Here is a 17,620-nt window from a genome sequence, read left to right on the forward strand (position 1 = left end):
ATCAGACCTCGATGACGACCGGAACGATCATCGGGCGGCGGCGGTAGGTGTCGCTCACCCAACGCCCCACGGTCCTGCGGACCACGCGGCGGACCTGCTGGATGTCCACCACCCCGTCGGCCGCGTTCTCCTGCAGCGCCCGCTCCACCTGCGGCAGGATGTCGTCGAACATGGCCGGGTCGATGCCGGACCCCCTGGCGTGGATCTCCGGGCCTCCGGCGAGCTTGCCGGTGGCGGTGTCCACCACGATGACGATGGAGATGAAGCCCTCCTCGCCCAGGATGCGGCGGTCCTTCAGCGCGAAGTCGGTGACGTCGCCCACCGAGGTGCCGTCCACGTAGACGTAACCGGCGGGAACCGCGCCCACGATCTTGGCCCGGCCGTCGACCAGGTCCACCACGACGCCGTCCTCGGCGATCACGATGTGGTCGTCCGGCACCCCGGTCAGCGCGGCGAGCTTGGCGTGCGCCCGCAGATGGCGCCACTCGCCGTGCACCGGCATGAAGTTGGACGGTCGCGTCAGGTTGAGCACGTACAGCAGCTCGCCCGCGGCGGCGTGCCCTGAGACGTGCACCTTCGCGTTGCCCTTGTGCACCACGCGGGCGCCCCAGCGGGACAGGCCGTTGATCACGTTGTTGACCGCGGTCTCGTTACCCGGCACCAGCGAGGAGGCCAGGAGAACCGTGTCGCCCTCGGCGATCCGGATCGGGTGATCGCGGTTGGCCATCCGCGACAGCGCCGCCATCGGCTCGCCCTGGGACCCGGTGCAGATCAGCACCACGTCCTCCGGCGGCCAGCCCTCGATCTCCTTGGAGTCGACGATCAGCCCCGGCGAGACCCTCAGATAGCCCAGGTCGCGGGCGACGCCCATGTTGCGCACCATCGAGCGACCGACCAGCGCGACCTTGCGACCGTGCTTCTCAGCCGCGTCGATGACCTGCTGGACGCGGTGGATGTGGGAGGCGAAGCTCGCCACGATCACGCGCTTGCCCGCCGTGCGGACGACCTCGTCGATGACCGGCGCGATCTCCCGCTCACTGGTGACGAAGCCCGGCACCTCGGCGTTGGTCGAGTCGGACATCAGCAGGTCGACGCCCTCCGCGCCGAGCCTGGCGAACCCGCCCAGGTCGGTCAGCCGCCCGTCACTGGGCAACTGGTCCATCCTGAAGTCACCGGTGTGCAGGACGATGCCCGCGGGTGTCCTGATCGCGACGGCCAGCGCGTCCGGGATGGAGTGGTTGACGGCGAGGAACTCGCACTCGAACGGCCCGAACCGGTGCCGCTCTCCCTCCACGACCTCGCGCTTGACCGGCTGGATGCGGTGCTCGGTGAGCTTGGCCTCGATCAGCGCCAGCGTCAGCTTGGACCCCACGACCGGGATGTCGCGACGCTCGCGCAGCAGGTACGGCACGGCACCGATGTGGTCCTCGTGCGCGTGGGTCAGGATCACGGCCTCGACGTCGTCCAGGCGGCCCCGGATGTACTCGAAGTCGGGCAGGATCAGGTCGATGCCGGGCTGGTCGGGCTCGGGGAACAGCACCCCGCAGTCGACGATCAGCAGACGGCCCTCGTACTCGAACACGGCCATGTTGCGGCCGATCTCACCGAGGCCGCCCAGCGCGACGATGCGCAGGGCGCCTTCGGGCAGCGTTGGCGGCGGCCCGAGTTCGGGGTGGGGGTGACTCATCAGGCCACACCTCTCTCAGCGGTCTCACATGCGGCAAAGGCCCCCGTGGGCAGCAGGACTACTCCCTCGCCGAGCACTCCGTCCCCTAGCGGACCAGTGTGTCTTCTTTCTCGCAAACTCTCGTTCCTCCCGGATGCGGCCGGTGAGGGCCGCGGTCGTCGCTCTCATGTCACAACTTCGTCGGGCAGCTTCACACCGCCCGTGATCAAGTCTTCGCGCAGCCTGGCGAGCTGCTCGCCGGTTGCCTCCACCAGAGGCGACCGCATCGGTCCCGCGGGCTGCCCCACCAGGTTCAACGCCGCCTTCGCCATGATCGCGCCACCGGCCTGCATCATGATCCCGGAGACCACGGGGAGCAGCCGGCGGTGGATGGCGAGCGCACCCGCCGCGTCCCCGGAGCGGTACGCCTCGATCATCGCGGCGATCTCCGCGCCCGCGACGTGGCCGATCACGCTGACACACCCCACGGCCCCCACCGACAGCCACGGCAGGTTGAGCGTGTCGTCACCCGAGTAGTAGGCGAGGCCGGTGGACGCGATGACCTGCGACCCCTCGAACAGGTCGGCCTTGGCGTCCTTCACCGCGACGATCCGCTCGTGCCCGGCGAGCCGCGTCAGCGTCTCCCTCTGGATCGGCACACCGCTGCGACCTGGGATGTCGTAGAGCATGGCCGGCAGGGCCGTGGCGTCTGCCACTGTACAGAAGTGACGGTAGATCCCCTCCTGGGGGGGCTTGCTGTAGTACGGCGTCACCAGCAGGAGACCGTGGGCCCCGGCGCGCTCGGCGGCTCGGGCCACCTCGACACTGTGGTGCGTGTCGTTGGTGCCGGCTCCGGCGACGACCGTGGCGCGGTCACCGACCGCCTCGACGACGGCGCGCAGCAGGCGCTCCTTCTCCTCGTCCGTGGTCGTCGGGGACTCTCCCGTGGTACCGCTCACGACGAGGCCGTCGTTGCGCTGCTCATCCACCAGATAGGTGGCCAGACGACGCGCTGTCTCGTAGTCGACCGCTCCGTCACTCGTGAACGGCGTGACCATGGCGGTCAGCATGCGGCCGAAGGGGGCGTCGTAGGTTCCAGTTGGCGCTGCCATAGACCGAACGCTACCTGGATCCGCTGAAACGGTGGACCCCGCCACCCCGCCTAACCTCCGTCCACCGATGGGCCCAAGAGTGAACATCCCCCCGAGGTGCCCGCTGCACACCGTACACGCGGATATACGACACCGTGGCGAAGGACTCCGATCCGCACTCGTCACGGGACTCCGGGCCCGCCACGCGACCGGAACCGTCCACATCGATCCGGGCAGAAGCGAGATGACCTGGGGTGATCAGGGGCCGGGAGCGATATCCAGGGCTTAGCGCCCGATTACATGGTTAACGATACTTTTGTCCACTTCGGTGGCGACAGGGAATTCTTGAAGAAAAAAGAGGCCGCCGATATGTGCTCGGGGGTACACACATCGACGACCTCTACCGTTGAATCGGCGCTCCTTACGCGGGTGTTACACGGTCTCTGAGATATTTTTGGGCACTTCTGGGAGCGGCACGCAAAGTTGGAGTTCCAAATCTCCACCATCACCCTGCGTTGCGCATCGAATACGACAGGATGGGACAACGCCCCAGAACCCAGGGATGGACACGTGGCAAGCTCCGATCCTGTCTACCTGCGCGTCGTCGCCGACATCCGGCGCCAGATCGTCGACGGCTCCCTTCCCCCCGGCTCCCCGATCCCCTCTCGCGCCCAGCTGACCAGGAAGTACGGCGTGGGCGAGACCGCCGCCAGGCACGCGCTGCGCGTGCTCACCGCCGAAGGCCTGATCGTCGGCCGCGTCGGCTCGGGCCACTACGTGCGGGAACAGCCGACGCTGCTCCCGCTGCACCGCTGGCGCTTCCACGACCACCACGCCCCCTTCGCGGCCGACATCCAGTCACAGGGCACCCGGGCCACCTGGGACTGGCGGGCCGAACCCGCCGACGCCACCCCCGACATCGCCCACCGCCTCCGGCTGGACGAATCCGCCCCGCTGACCCGCACCCGCTATCTCTTCCGCGGCGACGGCAAGCCGATCCAGCTGGCCACCTCCTACGAGCCCGCGGAGTTCAGCGAGCCCGTCACCGAGGAGAACCCGCGCAGCCTGATCGCCCGCCTGTCCGCCTTCGGCGTCAAGATCACCGAGGTCGTCGAGCAGATCCACACCCGCGTCCCGCAGCCCGCGGAGAGCGACGCCCTCGCCCTGCCCGCGGGCGTCAACGTCCTGCACGTCGAGCGCACTCACTGGGCCGGAGACCGCCCGGTGGAGACCAGTGACATCATCATTCCCGGCGATCGCTTCCGCCTGGTCTACTCCCACCCCCTGCACCCCTGAGAGACCTCGGCCACCGCCCTGCCCGCGCCTTTCACCCGGACGGACGAGAGGTCAGGGGTGCGGACGGGAACGCAGCACCTCCAGGGCGCGGTCCGCGTGGGCCTCCATATGGGTCTCACTGTGGATCACTTCCAGGAGGCGATGGTCCTCGTCGACGACGAAGGTCATCCGGCGGGTGAGGAAGGGCCCCACCGCGACGGTACGGCGAGCGCCGAGGCGCCGGGCGACCGCGCCGTCCGGGTCGGACAGCAGCGGAAAGCCCAGCTGGTTGGCCTGGGCGAACCTCGCCTGCCGGTCGACCCCGTCACGGCTGATTCCGATCCTGGTCGCCCCCACGGCGGCGAAGTCCGCCGCCAGGTCGCGGAAGTGACAGCTCTCGGCCGTGCATCCCGACGTCATGGCCGCCGGATAGAAGAAGAGCACCACCGGCCCCTTGGCCAGAAACTCACTGAGCCGCCTTCGCGTGCCCGTCTCGTCGAGAAGCTCGAAGTCCTCGACCATGTCTCCCACCGCGAGGTTCATGCCCACGGGTTGTCTCCCTACGCCGTCGGAGGGCCTCCGCTCGCACCGCCGGGATCCTCGTACCCGGCCAGAGCGGAAGCCGATGTTCCGCCCCCATTCTCCGGCGAATCACCGACGGCACAACAGGGCCCGCCCACCTCGGTTCTCAGGAGCGGGATCGCTGTGTCAGGGCCACGCACGCGAGGACCACCAGTGCCGCCGCGATCGTGACCGGCCCGACCGACTCGTCGAGCAGCAGCCAGGCCCAGAGCATCGTCAGCAACGGCTGGGCGAGCTGGGTCTGCCCGGCGCGGGCGATCCCGCCCATGGCCAGGCCCGCGTACCAGGGGATGAAGCCGAGGAACATCGAGACCAGCCCGGCGTACGCGAACCCGGCCAGCGAGGCGGCGTCCGGCCGCATGTCGGTGGTCAGCGCCAGCGTCACCGTGATCGGCACGGTCAGCGGGGCGGCGACGACGAGGGCGTGGGAGATCACCCGCCAGCCGGGGGTTTCGCGGGACAGGCGCCCACCCTCGGTGTAGGCGACGGCGGCCGACAGCAGGGCGCCGACGAGCAGCAGGTCGGCCCCGGTGATGTGGCCGCCGCCGACACTGAGGGTGAAGGCCGTGATCGCCACGGCCCCGAGACCGCAGGACACCCAGAACAGCGCTCTGGGCCGCTCCCCGGCCCGCAGCACCGCACAGGCGGCGGTGGCCGCCGGCAACAGCCCGATCACCACGGCGGCGTGCGAGGTGGAGGCGCCGGCGTCGAGTGCCAGACCGCTGAAGAGAGGGAAGCCGAACACCACGCCCGCCACGATCACGAGGTACGACCGGAGCTGCGACCTGGGCGGCAGCAGCGGCGCTCGGGCCACGAGCAGGAAGGCGACCGCCGCGACGGCGGCGATGGCGGCACGTCCGATCGCGACCAGGTAGGGGTCGAAGCCCCTCATCGCGAAGACCGCCGAGGGGAACGATCCCGAGAACGACAGCACCCCGAGCCCGGCCAGCAGGGTCCCCCGCCGCGCCCTCGCCGTCTTTTCCCGCTCGCCCGGCGGCGCGCCACCGGATGGCGCCACTCCGGCCGGTCGACGGCCGGCGCCTTTACGGTCCTGGCGCGCTTCTCCCTGCACTACCGCGCCGGGCACCGTCACGACCGTCACATCGGAGGACACGAGTCCCGCGACCGCGGATTCGCCCGGAGTGTCGCCGACCGCTACTCGATTTGGCACGATAGCGCTACTCTTATCTCTCATGAATGACGATAGCAGTATCGTCCGATTGGCCGCCATGCTGCGCGACGAGATCAGGCGGCTCCGCCCCGGCGACAGGCTACCGTCGAGCCGTGAGCTGGTCCGATTACACAACGTGAGCCCCGTGACCGTGTCGCGCGCGATCGGCAGGCTCGCCGCCGAAGGACGGGTGATCACGAAACCCGGCAGCGGCGCCTACGTGGCCCCGGCGATCACGCACGGTAGTGACGACACCGACATGTCCTGGCAGACGGTGGCGCTCGGCGACCGAATGGTGGACGACAGCGGGGTCAGCGGCCTGCTCGCCTCCCCGCCGGAAGGAGTCATCCCGCTCACCGGCGGCTATTTCAACACGGCCCTGCGCCCCTCCGGCGCCCTGTCGGCCGCTGCCTCCCGCGCGCTGCGGCGGCCCGACGTCTGGGCGATGCCACCCCTGGCCGGCGTGTCCGAGCTGCGCAGGTGGTTCGCCCAGGAGCTGAGTGGCGACATCGCCCCGTCGGACATCCTCGTCGTCAGCGGCGGGCAGGCGGCGCTCGTTCACACCTTCCGCGCCCTCGCCGCCCCGGGCACGCCCCTGCTCGTCGAGACACCCACCTACCCGGGCGCGCTGGCCGCGGCACGGGCCGCCGGGCTCCGCGCGACGGCTGTTCCCATGGACCGCGACGGGGTCAAACCCGAGCTCCTGGCGGAGGCGTTCGCCATCACCGGGGCGCGGGTCTTCTTCTGCCAGCCGACCCTGCACAACCCCACCGGCGCGATCCTGCCCCTCGAACGGCGCGAGCAGGTGCTGGCGATCGCCCGCGCCGCCGGGGCCTTCGTGATCGAGGACGACTACGCGCGCTACCTGACCTCGGCCCCGCCGCCGCCGCCCATGGTCACCCTGGACGCCCACGGCACGGTCGTGCACATCAACTCCCTGACCAAGGCCCTGTCACCCAGCGTGCGGGTCGCCGGGGTCGTCGCCAGGGGCCCCGCCGCACGACGAGTACGGGCGAACCAGCTCGTGGAGTCGTTCTTCGTGGCCAGGCCGCTCCAGGAGACGGCACTGGAGTTCGTCAGCTCGCCCTCCTGGCGACGCCACCTGACCGCGCTGAACACCGAGCTGACGCTTCGCAGGAACACCCTCGCCACCGCCCTGACCACCCACATCCCCACCGCCGAGATCCACCTCGTCCCCCGCGGCGGCCTGCACATGTGGGTACGGCTGCCCGACGACCAAGACGAGGACGCCGTGGTGGAGGCGGCCAAGAGGGCGGGCGCCCTGGTGAGCCCCGGGCGCATCTACTACCCGGCCGAGCCTCCCGGCCCCCGCATCAGGGTGACCCACTCGGCGGCCGTCCACCCGGCTGAACTGGTCGAGGGCGTCCGCAGACTGGCCACCGCCCTGGCCGCCTCCTGACCTCTCGCCCCGGTGGGAGAGGCAGGGAATTACAACCCCCTAACGGCGTACAGTGGTTGCGAAGAGGTGAGTGAAGACATGGACAATCCCGCCGACCTGGTGATCGACTTCGTCAACACCTACGACGTCGAGAGCGACACCGACTCGATCCCCACCCCCGCGGCGCTGGCCGCCTGGCTCGGCGGGCGGGGCCTGATCCGGCCGGGAGAGGTGGCCGACGAGACGGATCTGGCGACGGCCGTCGGCCTTCGCGAGGGTCTTCGCGCGGCGCTCCGGCACGACCATGACCGTCCCGGCGGTGCGGACGGCCATGGGGCCGGGCTACCGCGGGCGTTCGCCGCTCTTCCGCTCAGGGTCACCCTGACCGCCGACGGGCCGGTGCTCGAACCGGTCGTGACGGGAGTGCTCGGCGGGCTGGCCGAGATCGCCGCCGCCGTGATGGGCACCCACGCGGGCGGGATGTGGTCGCGCCTGAAGGTCTGTGCCGAGAGCACCTGCCAGTGGGCGTTCGTCGACTCCTCCAAGAACCGTTCACGCTCGTGGTGCTCCATGAGGGTCTGCGGCAACCGCACAAAGACAAGGGCATATCGGGCCCGTCGGCAGACGGAGCCGGGTTCACGTCATCTCTGAGTCGGATTCCCCGATACGGTGTAAGAGCCTGACTCACGGATCCACCCGCCTGATGCCCGCTCGCGTGGCACGAGATCCGCGAGACAGCGCGTTCCGAGGCGACGGCAGACGGCAGAGAAGGAGCGGGCCGAGATGGCAGACGTAGGCGTGCGGGCGGCTCGGCACGAGGATGTCGCCGCGGTGACGAGCACCCAGATCCGCGCCTGGAAGTACGGCTACCGGGATTTCCTTCCCGAAGGACCGCTGGAGCAGATGACCGGCCCGGCGGCCGAGAACATGTGGCGGCAGCAGTGGGACGACGCGATCACCTCGCCGCCCAGCTCCCGGCACCGCGTGCTGGTGGCCGTGGAGCAGGTGGTCCTCGACACCGACGCCTTCCCCGCGCTCGGCCCCGGCGGCATCGAGGCCATGGCGGCGATGCAGGGCGCCGAGAAGGTCGCGGGCCTGGCCTCGCACGCCCCGGCAGAGGACCCCGACCTCGACCCGACCACCGCCGGCGAGATGCTCACCTTCCTCATCGACCCCGACCACGTCCGGCGCGGTCACGGCAGCCGGCTGCTCAACGCCACCGTCGACTACCTCCGTGACGACGGCTACCACACCATCGTGACCTGGGTGTTCGCCGACAACTACGCGGTGCTCGGCTTCCTGGAGTCCGCCGGCTGGGGTGCCGACGGAGCCGAACGGGTCATCGACATGGGTCGTACGGTGCGGATGATCCGCCTGGCGACCGACATCAGCTAGAGCCGGAGAGGAACACCGCACCCCCATGGCCACCCCGAGCCAGTGGATCGCCGGAGCACGTCCACGCACCCTTCCCGCCGCCGTCGTCCCCGTCGCCATCGGCACCGGAGTCGCGGTCGGATACGGCGGAGGGGTGTGGTGGCGTGCCCTGCTGGCCCTGTTCGTGGCTCTCGCCCTCCAGGTGGGCGTCAACTACGCCAACGACTACAGCGACGGGGTGCGCGGCACCGACGAGGGCCGGGTCGGCCCGATGCGCCTGGTCGGCTCGGGTGCCGCGCCGCCCCGCCAGGTCCTCGCCGCGGCCCTCGGGTGCTTCCTCGCCGCCGCGGTGGCGGGGCTGGTGCTCGTCGTGGCCACCGGGGCGTGGTGGCTACTGCTGGTCGGCGCCATGGCGATCGCCGCCGCCTGGTTCTACACCGGCGGCTCCAACCCGTACGGCTACCGCGCGCTCGGCGAGATCTCGGTGTTCGTCTTCTTCGGTCTGGTCGCCGTGACGGGCACCACGTACGTCCAGCTCGAATACCTGCCCCCGCTCGCGGTGGCGGCGGCCGTCCCGGCCGGCCTGCTGGCCTGCGCGATGCTCGTGGTCAACAACCTGCGCGACATCGTGACCGACGGCCCGGCGGGCAAGCGCACCATGGCCGTGGTGCTCGGCGATCCCCGCACCCGCGTCCTCTACACCCTCTGCCTGGTGCTGCCCCTGCTGATCGCCCCCGCACTGGCGCCCTGGCAGCCGTTCGCGGCGCTGGCGCTGCTCGCCGCCCCGCTCGCCGTCGCCCCGGTGAAGGCGGTCCGGGCGGGCGCCACGGGCCCGGCGCTCATCGCGACGCTCCAGCAGACGGGCCGCTTCCAGCTCGGGTACGGGCTGCTGCTGACCATCGGCCTGGCGCTCTGACCCGCTCGGGGATGCCTTCCCCGCTCCTGCCGGAGAGGCAACGGGCGGCTCAGAGGACGCGGCGCATCACGACGCGGGGAGCGATCTCGATGCCCAGCTCCCGCTCGTGGCGCACCAGCTCCGCCATCTCCGGCCCCCACTCGGCGGGGTCGAGCACGGCGAAGCCGTGCCGGGCGTACCAGGGGGCGTTCCAGGGCACGTCGCGGTAGGTCGTCAGCGTCACGGCGGCCAGACCGGTCGAGACCGCGTGGTCGCAGACGGCCTCCAGCAGGCACCCGCCGGCTCCCCGGCGCCCGTGGTCGGGATGGACGGCGAGCTGGTCGAGGTGGAGCTGCCCGTCGACCAGGCCGACCATGGCGAACCCGATCGGCGGGTCACCCGCGACGAGCACCCGACCGGGGTCCTCGGTCTCCTCGATCATCGTGGTCCCCGGCGGGAAGGTGATCCCGACCTCGGCGAAGATCCCGTCGGCCGCGACCTCCACCGCCACCAGCCCGGCCAGCTCCTCCGGCCGCGCCCAGCGGACCTCGGTCGCAGTCGAAGATCGAGTGCTTGTCATGGAACCGGAGGATACCGCGGCACCGCGCGCAGACCATAAGGGTTATCCGGTGGGAGATGACGCCTCAGCGGCCGTCGAGCCTGCCCACCTCCTGCCGGAACTCGGTGCCGTGACAGAGCGGTCAGGCAGGCTCGGATCCCGTCATGGTCGCGCGACGAACGCCACCCGGGGCCCCTGGGAGCCCCGGGGGGCCGAGGAGCGGCGCGGCGCGGACTGTGGTCGCACCGGGCCTCGTCACACCTGTCAGAGGTCGAGAAGGGGCTCCAGGCCGACGGTCAGGCCGGGGAGCTCGCGGACCCGGCGCACGCCCAGGAGCACGCCGGGGGTGAACGACGAGCGGTTCATCGTGTCGTGGCGGATGGTCAGGATCTCGCCGGCGCCGCCCAGGATGACCTCCTGGTGGGCGATGAGCCCGGCCAGCCGTACCGCGTGCACCCGCACCCCGTCGACGTCGGCGCCGCGGGCCCCGTCCAGCTCCGTGCTGGTGGCGTCGGGCATCGGCGCGGAACCCGCCTTGCGCCGGGCCTCGGCGATCAGCTCGGCGGTGTGGCGGGCGGTGCCCGAGGGCGCGTCCGCCTTGTTGGGGTGGTGCAGCTCGACGATCTCGGCGGACTCGAAGTAGCGGGCGGCCTGCTGGGCGAAGTGCATCATGAGCACCGCCGCGATGCCGAAGTTGGGGGCGATCAGCGCGTTGACGCCCGGGTTGGCGTCCAGCCAACCCCTGACCGTCGCCAGCCGCCCGGCGTCGAAGCCCGTGGTGCCGACCACCGGGTGGACGCCGTGGGAGATGCACCACTTGAGGTTGTCCATGACGACGTCGGGGTGGGTGAAGTCGACCACCACCTCGGCGCGCTCCAGCTCCTCGATCGGGTCGCCCTGATCGACCGCCGCGACCAGCTCCAGATCGTCCGCCGCCTCGACGGCCTTGCACACTTCGACACCGACGCGCCCTCGGGCGCCGAGAACTCCAACCCTGATCACGGCCCCAAGGCTATACCGTGCGGGCCCGCCGGACTGTCGCGGACCACCGGGTCCGGAGAGCCGCCCCGGAGACGCGGACGGCCCCGGCGCGAGAACGCGCCGGGGCCGCTCGCAGACGGGGTCGTCAGCCGGCCAGCGTCGCGCTGAAGTCCCTGTCCTCGTCGTAGGGGCCGATGACCGCGAGGGACATCGGACGGTTGAGGACGTCCGCGGCGACCGCGGTGATCTCCTCAGGGGTCACCGCGTCGATCCTGCCGAGCAGGTCGTCGACCGAGAGCAGCTCGTCGAAGACCAGCTCGCCCTTGCCGATCCTGGACATCCGGGAGCCGGTGTCCTCCAGGCCGAGCACGAGACCGCCGCGCATCTGACCCTTGCCCCGGACGATCTCCTCCTCGGTGATGCCGTCGGCGATCACGCGGAGCACCTCCTCGCGGCAGATCTTCAGCACGTCGTCGATCTTCGACGGCAGGCAGCCGACGTAGATGCCGAACTGGCCGGTGTCGGCGAGGGCGGAGGTGTAGGAGTAGGCCGAGTAGGCGAGGCCCCTCTTCTCCCTGATCTCCTGGAACAGCCGCGATGACATGCCGCCGCCGAGCGCCGCGTTGAGCACGCCGAGCGCGAAGCGGCGATCGTCGGTGCGGGTCAGCGCGGTCGTACCGAGGACCAGGTTGGCCTGCTCGGTCGGCCGGTGCACCACCCGGGTACCCGAGCGGGCCTCGACACCGGGCCCCGACACGCGCGGGGGAACCGGCGAGGCGTCCCCGCCCAGGGCCCCCGCCCGCTCGTAGGCCGCGGCGACCAGGGCCACGACCCGCTCGTGGTCGATGTTGCCCGCCACCGACACCACGGTGTGGGTGGGCAGGTAGTAGCGCCGGTAGTACTCGGCGATCCGGTCCCGGGTGACCGCGGTGATCGAGTCGACGGTGCCGAGGATCGGCCTGCCGACGGGCGTGTCGCCGTACAGCTCGGCGGAGAACTGCTCGTGCACCACGTCGGAGGGGTCGTCGTCGTGCATGGCGATCTCCTCCAGGATCACGCCACGCTCGGCCTCGACGTCCTCGGGGGTGATGAGCGAGGAGGTCACCACATCGGCGAGCACGTCGATCGCCACCCGCAGGTCCTCGTCGAGGACCCGCGCGTAGTAGCAGGTGTACTCCTTGGCGGTGAAGGCGTTGATCTCGCCGCCGATGCCCTCGATGGCCGCGGAGATCTCCAGCGCGTCCCGCGTGGGGGTCCCCTTGAACAGCAGGTGCTCAAGGAAGTGGGAGGAGCCCATGTGCTGGGGGGACTCGTCTCTCGATCCGATGCCGACCCACATGCCGACCGCGACGGAACGCACGGTCGGCATGGACTCGGTCACCACCCGGAGCCCACCGGGGAGGACGGTGCGCTTCACCACCCCGGAGCCCTCCTTACCGGGGTGCAGAGTGGTGGTGATCACGAGTTGCGGTCTTCCCCTCCGCCACGGTTGCCGCTGCTGCGGGTACGGGTGCGGCGGGGCCGCTCCTCGCGCGGCCGGTCGTCGGCGGGCGCCTCGGCCTGCGGGGCCGCCGAGGTGTCGGAGTCGCCGGCCTCGGCCTTGGCCGCGGCCTCCTTCTCGATGACCTCGACGGGCACCAGGGAGAGCTTGCCGCGCGAGTCGATCTCGGCGATCTCCACCTGGATCTTCTCACCGACGTTCATGACGTCCTCGACGTTCTCGATGCGCTTGCCGCCGTGCAGCTTGCGGATCTGGGAGACGTGCAGGAGACCGTCCTTGCCCGGCATGAGGGAGATGAAGGCGCCGAAGGCGGCGATCTTGACGACCGTGCCCAGGTAGCGCTCGCCGACCTCCGGCATGTGCGGGTTCGCGATGGCGTTGATCGCCGACCTGGCCGCCTCGGCGGACGGGCCGTCGGTGGCGCCGATGTAGATGGTTCCGTCGTCCTCGAGGGTGATCTCGGCGCCGGTGTCGTCCTGGATCTGGTTGATCATCTTGCCCTTCGGGCCGATGACCTCTCCGATCTTGTCCACCGGAATCTTGATCGTGATGATGCGCGGAGCCGTGACGTTCATCTCCGCCGGAGAGTCGATGGCCTCCTGCATCACGTCGATGATCGCCAGGCGGGCGCCCTTGGCCTGCTTCAGCGCGGCCGCCAGCACGGAGGCCGGAATGCCGTCCAGCTTGGTGTCGAGCTGGAGCGCGGTGATGACGTCCTTGGTGCCGGCGACCTTGAAGTCCATGTCGCCCATGGCGTCCTCGGCCCCGAGGATGTCGGTCAGCGTGACGTACTGGTCGCCCTCGTTGATGAGCCCCATCGCGATGCCCGCGACGATGCCCTTGAGCGGGACACCCGCGTCGAGCAGCGCCATCGTCGAGGCGCAGACCGACCCCATGGAGGTCGAGCCGTTGGAACCCAGCGCCTCGGAGACCTGACGGATCGCGTACGGGAACTCCTCGCGCAGCGGCAGGACGGGCAGCAGCGCCCGCTCGGCGAGCGCGCCGTGGCCGATCTCGCGCCGCTTGGGAGAGCCCACGCGGCCGGTCTCGCCGGTGGAGTAGGGCGGGAAGTTGTAGTTGTGCATGTAGCGCTTGGTGCGCTCGGGGTTGAGCGTGTCGATCATCTGCTCCATGCGCAGCATGTTGAGGGTGGTGATGCCCAGGATCTGGGTCTCACCGCGCTCGAACAGGGCCGAACCGTGCACCCGGGGCACGACGTGGACCTCGGCGCTGAGCTGCCTGATGTCCTTGACGCCGCGGCCGTCGATACGGACGCCCTCGGCGATGACGCGCTCGCGCATGAGCTTCTTGGTCAGCGACCTGAAGGCGGCGCTGATCTCCTTCTCGCGGCCCTCGAAGTCGGGTCCGACCTTCTCCAGCGCCAGGGCCTTGACCCTGTCGAGCTCGGTCTCGCGCTCCTGCTTGCCCGCGATGGTCAGCGCGGCGGCGAGCTCGCTCCTGATCGCGCCGGTCACGGCCTCCAGGACGTCGTCCTGGTAGTCGAGGAAGAGCGGGTACTCGGCGGTCTCCTTGGCGGCGACCTTCGCGACCTTGGCCTGCGCCTCGCAGAGCACCTTGATGAACGGCTTGGAAGCCTCCAGGCCCTGCGCCACGGTCTCCTCGGTCGGCGCCATGGCCCCCTCGGCGACGAGCTTGAGCGTGTCGCGGGTGGACTCGGCCTCGACCATCATGATCGCGACGTCGCCGTCGTCGAGCACGCGGCCCGCGACCACCATGTCGAAGGTGGCGTTCGCCAGCTCGGAGTTGGTCGGGAAGGCGACCCACTGGCCCTCGATCAGCGCGACGCGGACGCCGCCGATCGGGCCGGAGAACGGCAGCCCCGCCAGCTGGGTGGAGAGGGACGCGGCGTTGATCGCGATGACGTCGTACAGGTGCTCGGGGTGGAGCGCCATGATGGTGGCGACCACCTGGATCTCGTTGCGCAGGCCCTTGACGAACGAGGGGCGCAGCGGCCGGTCGATCAGGCGGCAGGTGAGGATGGCGTCCTCGGAGGGACGGCCCTCACGCCGGAAGAACGAACCGGGAATGCGGCCCGCGGCGTACATCCGCTCCTCGACGTCCACCGTGAGGGGGAAGAAGTCGAGGTTCTCCTTGGGATTCTTGGACGCGGTGGTCGCGGAGAGGACCATCGTGTCGTCGTCGAGGTAGACGACGGCGGAACCCGCCGCCTGGCGCGCGAGCCGCCCGGTCTCGAACCGGATGGTACGCGTGCCGAATGAGCCGTTGTCTATAACGGCTTCGCTGCTGTGGACACCCTCCACGGGGGACCTCCTTGTGGGTCGGTCGCCCGCGTCCGGCCAGACGCACGTGTCGCGCCTGGTTCGTCGTGTTGCCGGCTCCCCGTAGGTGCAGCGCCGGTCTTCGATCGAAGCGCCCGGTTCCGTATGGCTTGTGCCAAGATGACCGGGGGCCACTACCGAGGACCGGCCCTCCGACGCCGTGGGGCGCGCTTGCTTGCGGACGCGGGGCACTGTCTCGGCTATTCAGTTTGCTCACTGGAACGGTGTCTTCATGGCGCGACGCGCCGACACCGGACCATATGAGATGAGGGAGCGGCATGCAGGCCGCTCCCTCATGACTCTATCGGCGCAGGCCGAGCCGCTCGATGAGCGAACGGTAGCGCGCGATGTCCTTGCTCTGCAGGTACTTCAGCAGCCGGCGGCGGCGGCCGACGAGCAGCAGCAGACCGCGACGGCTGTGGTGGTCGTGCTTGTGCACCTTCAGGTGCTCGGTGAGCTCGCTGATGCGCTTGCTCAGCAGCGCGATCTGCACCTCGGGCGAACCGGTGTCGGTCTCACCCTTGGCGTAGTCACCGATGATCTGCTTCTTTGCGGCGGTGTCGAGCGACACTTTTCTCCTTGAACCTCTACGGGCACGCGCAATTCCGGCTCCCCGAACGACCGTGCGTGCCTACAGTCGCCGTGGCGAGATCAGCATCGGGATCACGAGAACACCGATTACAGAGCTGACATGCCAGGCTACCATCGGCCTCGCAGCCCCCGCACATCATGCGGGAGCCCCATGGCTCCGGCCCCCGTGAACCGCCCCTCCCAAGGGGCCCGCGGGGACGGTGACGGCCCTTGTGGCGCGAGGGTCGTGCGGGAGAGATCAGCCGGTCAGGCGCCGCACCTCGTCCACGTCCGCGTGGATCTGCTCGATGAGCGCCTCGATCGAGTCGAACCTGGTGTTGCCGCGGAGCCTCGGCCCGAAGTCGACGGCCACGTGCGCGCCGTAGAGGTCGAGGTCGTCACGGTCGAGCGCGTACGCCTCGACGGTGCGGGGCACGCCCTCGAAGGTCGGATTGGTACCCACGGAGATCGCCGCGGGCCAGCGCTCGCCGCCGTACACGGCGGGCAGGTTGCCGGTCTCGACACCCTGCAGCCAGCCGGCGTAGACGCCGTCGGCGGGGATCGCGGTGAACTCCGGCGACTCCAGGTTGGCCGTCGGGAAACCGAGCTGCCGGCCGCGCTGGTAGCCGCGGACCACCACACCCTCGACCCGGTGCGGGCGGCCGAGCGTCAGCCTGACCGCCTCCATGTCACCGGAGGCGATCTGCTCGCGGATCAGCGTGGAGGAGATCGTCTCACCATCGCTGACCAGCGGGACCGCCTCGGCCACGAAGTCGTACTTCTCGCCGAGGGTGCGCAGCGTCTCCACGTCACCGGAGGCCTTGTGGCCGAAGCGGAAGTTCTCCCCCACCACGACCCCGGCGGCGTGCAGCCGGTCGACGAGCACGGTCTGCACGAACTCGTCGGGGCTCATCCGGGAGAACTCCAGGGTGAACGGCAGGACGCACACCGCGTCGACCCCCAGCCCGGCCAGAAGCTCGGTGCGGTGCCTGGCCGTCGTCAGCCTCGGAGGGTGCGTGCCGGGCCGCACCACCTCCTCCGGATGCGGGTCGAAGGTCACCACCACCGAGGGCACTCCAAGATCCGCGGCCATCGCGACGGCTCTAGCCACCATCTGCTGATGCCCGCGGTGAACGCCGTCGAAGACGCCGATCGTGACGACGGACCTGCCCCAGTCTTCGGGCACGTCGTCCAATCCGTGCCAGCCTCGCACCGCAGCCTCTTCCCCTTGTAGCGGATCGACCCCTAAAGCCTGCCATGCTCTTGGACCTTCTCCCCAATCGGGGAGCCCCTTGGCGTCGACGTGCCCCCTGACGTCGGTCGAAGGCGCACCCACCACGGTACGGCCGTCAGGGGACGAACACCGCCAGGGACTTGGCGATCTTGCCGTGCTCCTCCACCAGTGCCACCAGCGTGCCGTCGGGGCCGAACACCCCGATGGGCCCGTCCCCCATGCCCAGCGCGGGAAGCCGTCCACCGTGCGCGACGGAGCCCGCCTCCGCCGCGGTCACGTCCCGGCGGGGAAAGGCCGCCGCGACGGCGTCGGCCATCGGCAGGATCACGCACTCGGCGGCGAGCCCCTCCAGGGTGTGGGCCGCCGACAGGTCGTAGGGGCCCACCCGGGTACGGCGCAGGGCGGTCAGGTGGCCGCCGACGCCCAGACCGGCGCCCAGGTCACGGGCGAGCGCGCGGATGTAGGTGCCGCTGGAGCAGGAGACCGAGGCGTCGACGTCGACGAGGTCGCCGTGCCGTCGCACCGCGGTGATCTCGAAACCCGACACGGTCACCGGGCGTGGCTTGAGCGTGACCTCCTCCCCCGCCCTGGCTCGCTTGTAGGCCCGTTCGCCGTTCACCTTGATGGCGCTGACCTGCGGCGGGATCTGCATGATCGGACCGGTCAGTGCGGCGATCCCCTTGCGGACGTCCTCCTCGGTGACACCCGCCGCCGACGCCGTAGCGATGATCTCCCCCTCGGCGTCGTCGGTGTTGGTGGCCTGGCCGAGGCGGATCGTGGCGTCGTAGCCCTTCTCGGTGAGCGCGAGGTGGCCGAGCAGGCGGGTGGCCTTCTCGACGCCGACCACCAGCACCCCGGTGGCCATCGGGTCGAGGGTGCCCGCGTGGCCGACCTTGCGGGTGCCCGCGATGCCGCGGAGCTTGGCCACGACATCGTGGGAGGTCCACTCGGCGGGCTTGTCGACGATGATCAGCCCGCTCGGCGGCGGGGTGCGCTTGGCGCGAGCCGTGCTCAATGGGATT

16 protein-coding genes are annotated in these 17,620 nt (G+C 70.4%); 5 read left to right on the forward strand and 11 right to left on the reverse strand.

Features of this window, described 5'->3' with window-relative positions; all coding sequences use genetic code 11:
• Window position 1 precedes the first annotated feature (1 nt).
• Both ACWD3H_RS03180 and dapA read right to left on the reverse strand, forming a co-directional pair.
• Window positions 2-1,687 carry a ribonuclease J gene (locus ACWD3H_RS03180; protein ID WP_355561279.1) on the reverse strand — a complete coding sequence of 562 codons (1,686 nt, stop codon included), beginning with the start codon at window positions 1,685-1,687 and terminating at the stop codon, window positions 2-4.
• A 164-nt stretch (window positions 1,688-1,851) separates the two neighbouring features.
• Window positions 1,852-2,778, reverse strand: coding sequence for a 4-hydroxy-tetrahydrodipicolinate synthase (gene dapA / locus ACWD3H_RS03185; protein WP_451953842.1), 927 nt, complete (start codon window positions 2,776-2,778; stop codon window positions 1,852-1,854).
• A 549-nt stretch (window positions 2,779-3,327) separates the two neighbouring features.
• Between dapA and ACWD3H_RS03190 the strand changes: the two genes are divergently transcribed.
• A complete protein-coding gene (locus ACWD3H_RS03190) occupies window positions 3,328-4,053 on the forward strand; it encodes a GntR family transcriptional regulator (protein WP_451953843.1) in 726 nt (241 codons plus the stop codon).
• A gap of 51 nt (window positions 4,054-4,104) precedes the next feature.
• Here ACWD3H_RS03190 and ACWD3H_RS03195 read toward each other — a convergent pair whose 3' ends face one another.
• Window positions 4,105-4,575 (reverse strand): peroxiredoxin, encoded by a 471-nt coding sequence (locus ACWD3H_RS03195; protein WP_350913431.1) that lies wholly within the window; start codon window positions 4,573-4,575, stop codon window positions 4,105-4,107.
• Window positions 4,576-4,720: 145 nt separating this feature from the next.
• The gene (locus tag ACWD3H_RS03200; protein ID WP_451953844.1) at window positions 4,721-5,632 is read right to left on the reverse strand and encodes a DMT family transporter; all 912 of its coding nucleotides are present in this window, start codon (window positions 5,630-5,632) and stop codon (window positions 4,721-4,723) included.
• A gap of 175 nt (window positions 5,633-5,807) precedes the next feature.
• On the opposite strand from ACWD3H_RS03200, the gene ACWD3H_RS03205 reads away from it, so the two are divergent.
• The 4 genes from ACWD3H_RS03205 to ACWD3H_RS03220 all read left to right on the forward strand — a co-directional run bounded on the left by ACWD3H_RS03205 (window position 5,808) and on the right by ACWD3H_RS03220 (window position 9,474).
• A complete protein-coding gene (locus tag ACWD3H_RS03205; protein WP_451953845.1) occupies window positions 5,808-7,205 on the forward strand; it encodes an aminotransferase-like domain-containing protein in 1,398 nt (465 codons plus the stop codon).
• 78 nt (window positions 7,206-7,283) lie between these two features.
• Window positions 7,284-7,835, forward strand: coding sequence for a CGNR zinc finger domain-containing protein (locus ACWD3H_RS03210; RefSeq protein ID WP_451935223.1), 552 nt, complete (start codon window positions 7,284-7,286; stop codon window positions 7,833-7,835).
• A 132-nt stretch (window positions 7,836-7,967) separates the two neighbouring features.
• Window positions 7,968-8,579 (forward strand): GNAT family N-acetyltransferase, encoded by a 612-nt coding sequence (locus tag ACWD3H_RS03215; protein ID WP_350913053.1) that lies wholly within the window; start codon window positions 7,968-7,970, stop codon window positions 8,577-8,579.
• Window positions 8,580-8,604: 25 nt separating this feature from the next.
• Window positions 8,605-9,474 carry a 1,4-dihydroxy-2-naphthoate polyprenyltransferase gene (locus ACWD3H_RS03220; RefSeq protein WP_451953846.1) on the forward strand — a complete coding sequence of 290 codons (870 nt, stop codon included), beginning with the start codon at window positions 8,605-8,607 and terminating at the stop codon, window positions 9,472-9,474.
• A 49-nt stretch (window positions 9,475-9,523) separates the two neighbouring features.
• On the opposite strand, the gene ACWD3H_RS03225 is transcribed toward ACWD3H_RS03220, so the two are convergent.
• The 7 genes from ACWD3H_RS03225 to truB all read right to left on the reverse strand — a co-directional run bounded on the left by ACWD3H_RS03225 (window position 9,524) and on the right by truB (window position 17,613).
• On the reverse strand, window positions 9,524-10,033 hold the full coding sequence (locus ACWD3H_RS03225) for a GNAT family N-acetyltransferase (RefSeq protein WP_355561299.1): 510 nt from the start codon (window positions 10,031-10,033) through the stop codon (window positions 9,524-9,526).
• 243 nt (window positions 10,034-10,276) lie between these two features.
• Window positions 10,277-11,014, reverse strand: a complete 738-nt coding sequence (gene dapB, locus ACWD3H_RS03230; protein ID WP_350913047.1) for a 4-hydroxy-tetrahydrodipicolinate reductase — start codon at window positions 11,012-11,014, stop codon at window positions 10,277-10,279.
• 124 nt (window positions 11,015-11,138) lie between these two features.
• Window positions 11,139-12,452, reverse strand: a complete 1,314-nt coding sequence (locus ACWD3H_RS03235; RefSeq protein WP_355561316.1) for a M16 family metallopeptidase — start codon at window positions 12,450-12,452, stop codon at window positions 11,139-11,141.
• A complete protein-coding gene (locus ACWD3H_RS03240; RefSeq protein WP_451953847.1) occupies window positions 12,452-14,776 on the reverse strand; it encodes a polyribonucleotide nucleotidyltransferase in 2,325 nt (774 codons plus the stop codon). The genes ACWD3H_RS03235 and ACWD3H_RS03240 overlap by 1 nt, the downstream gene beginning before the upstream one ends.
• A gap of 319 nt (window positions 14,777-15,095) precedes the next feature.
• Entirely contained in the window at window positions 15,096-15,365 is a 270-nt protein-coding gene (rpsO, locus tag ACWD3H_RS03245; protein WP_030904195.1) for a 30S ribosomal protein S15, read from the reverse strand.
• Window positions 15,366-15,623: 258 nt separating this feature from the next.
• Complete coding sequence (locus tag ACWD3H_RS03250) at window positions 15,624-16,577, reverse strand: bifunctional riboflavin kinase/FAD synthetase (RefSeq protein WP_343973847.1); 954 nt, start codon at window positions 16,575-16,577, stop codon at window positions 15,624-15,626.
• A 136-nt stretch (window positions 16,578-16,713) separates the two neighbouring features.
• Window positions 16,714-17,613: a tRNA pseudouridine(55) synthase TruB gene (truB, locus tag ACWD3H_RS03255; protein WP_451953848.1), complete on the reverse strand. Its 900-nt coding sequence runs from the start codon at window positions 17,611-17,613 to the stop codon at window positions 16,714-16,716.
• Window positions 17,614-17,620 lie beyond the last annotated feature (7 nt).

It is taken from the genome of Streptosporangium sp. NPDC002607, assembly GCF_053592655.1.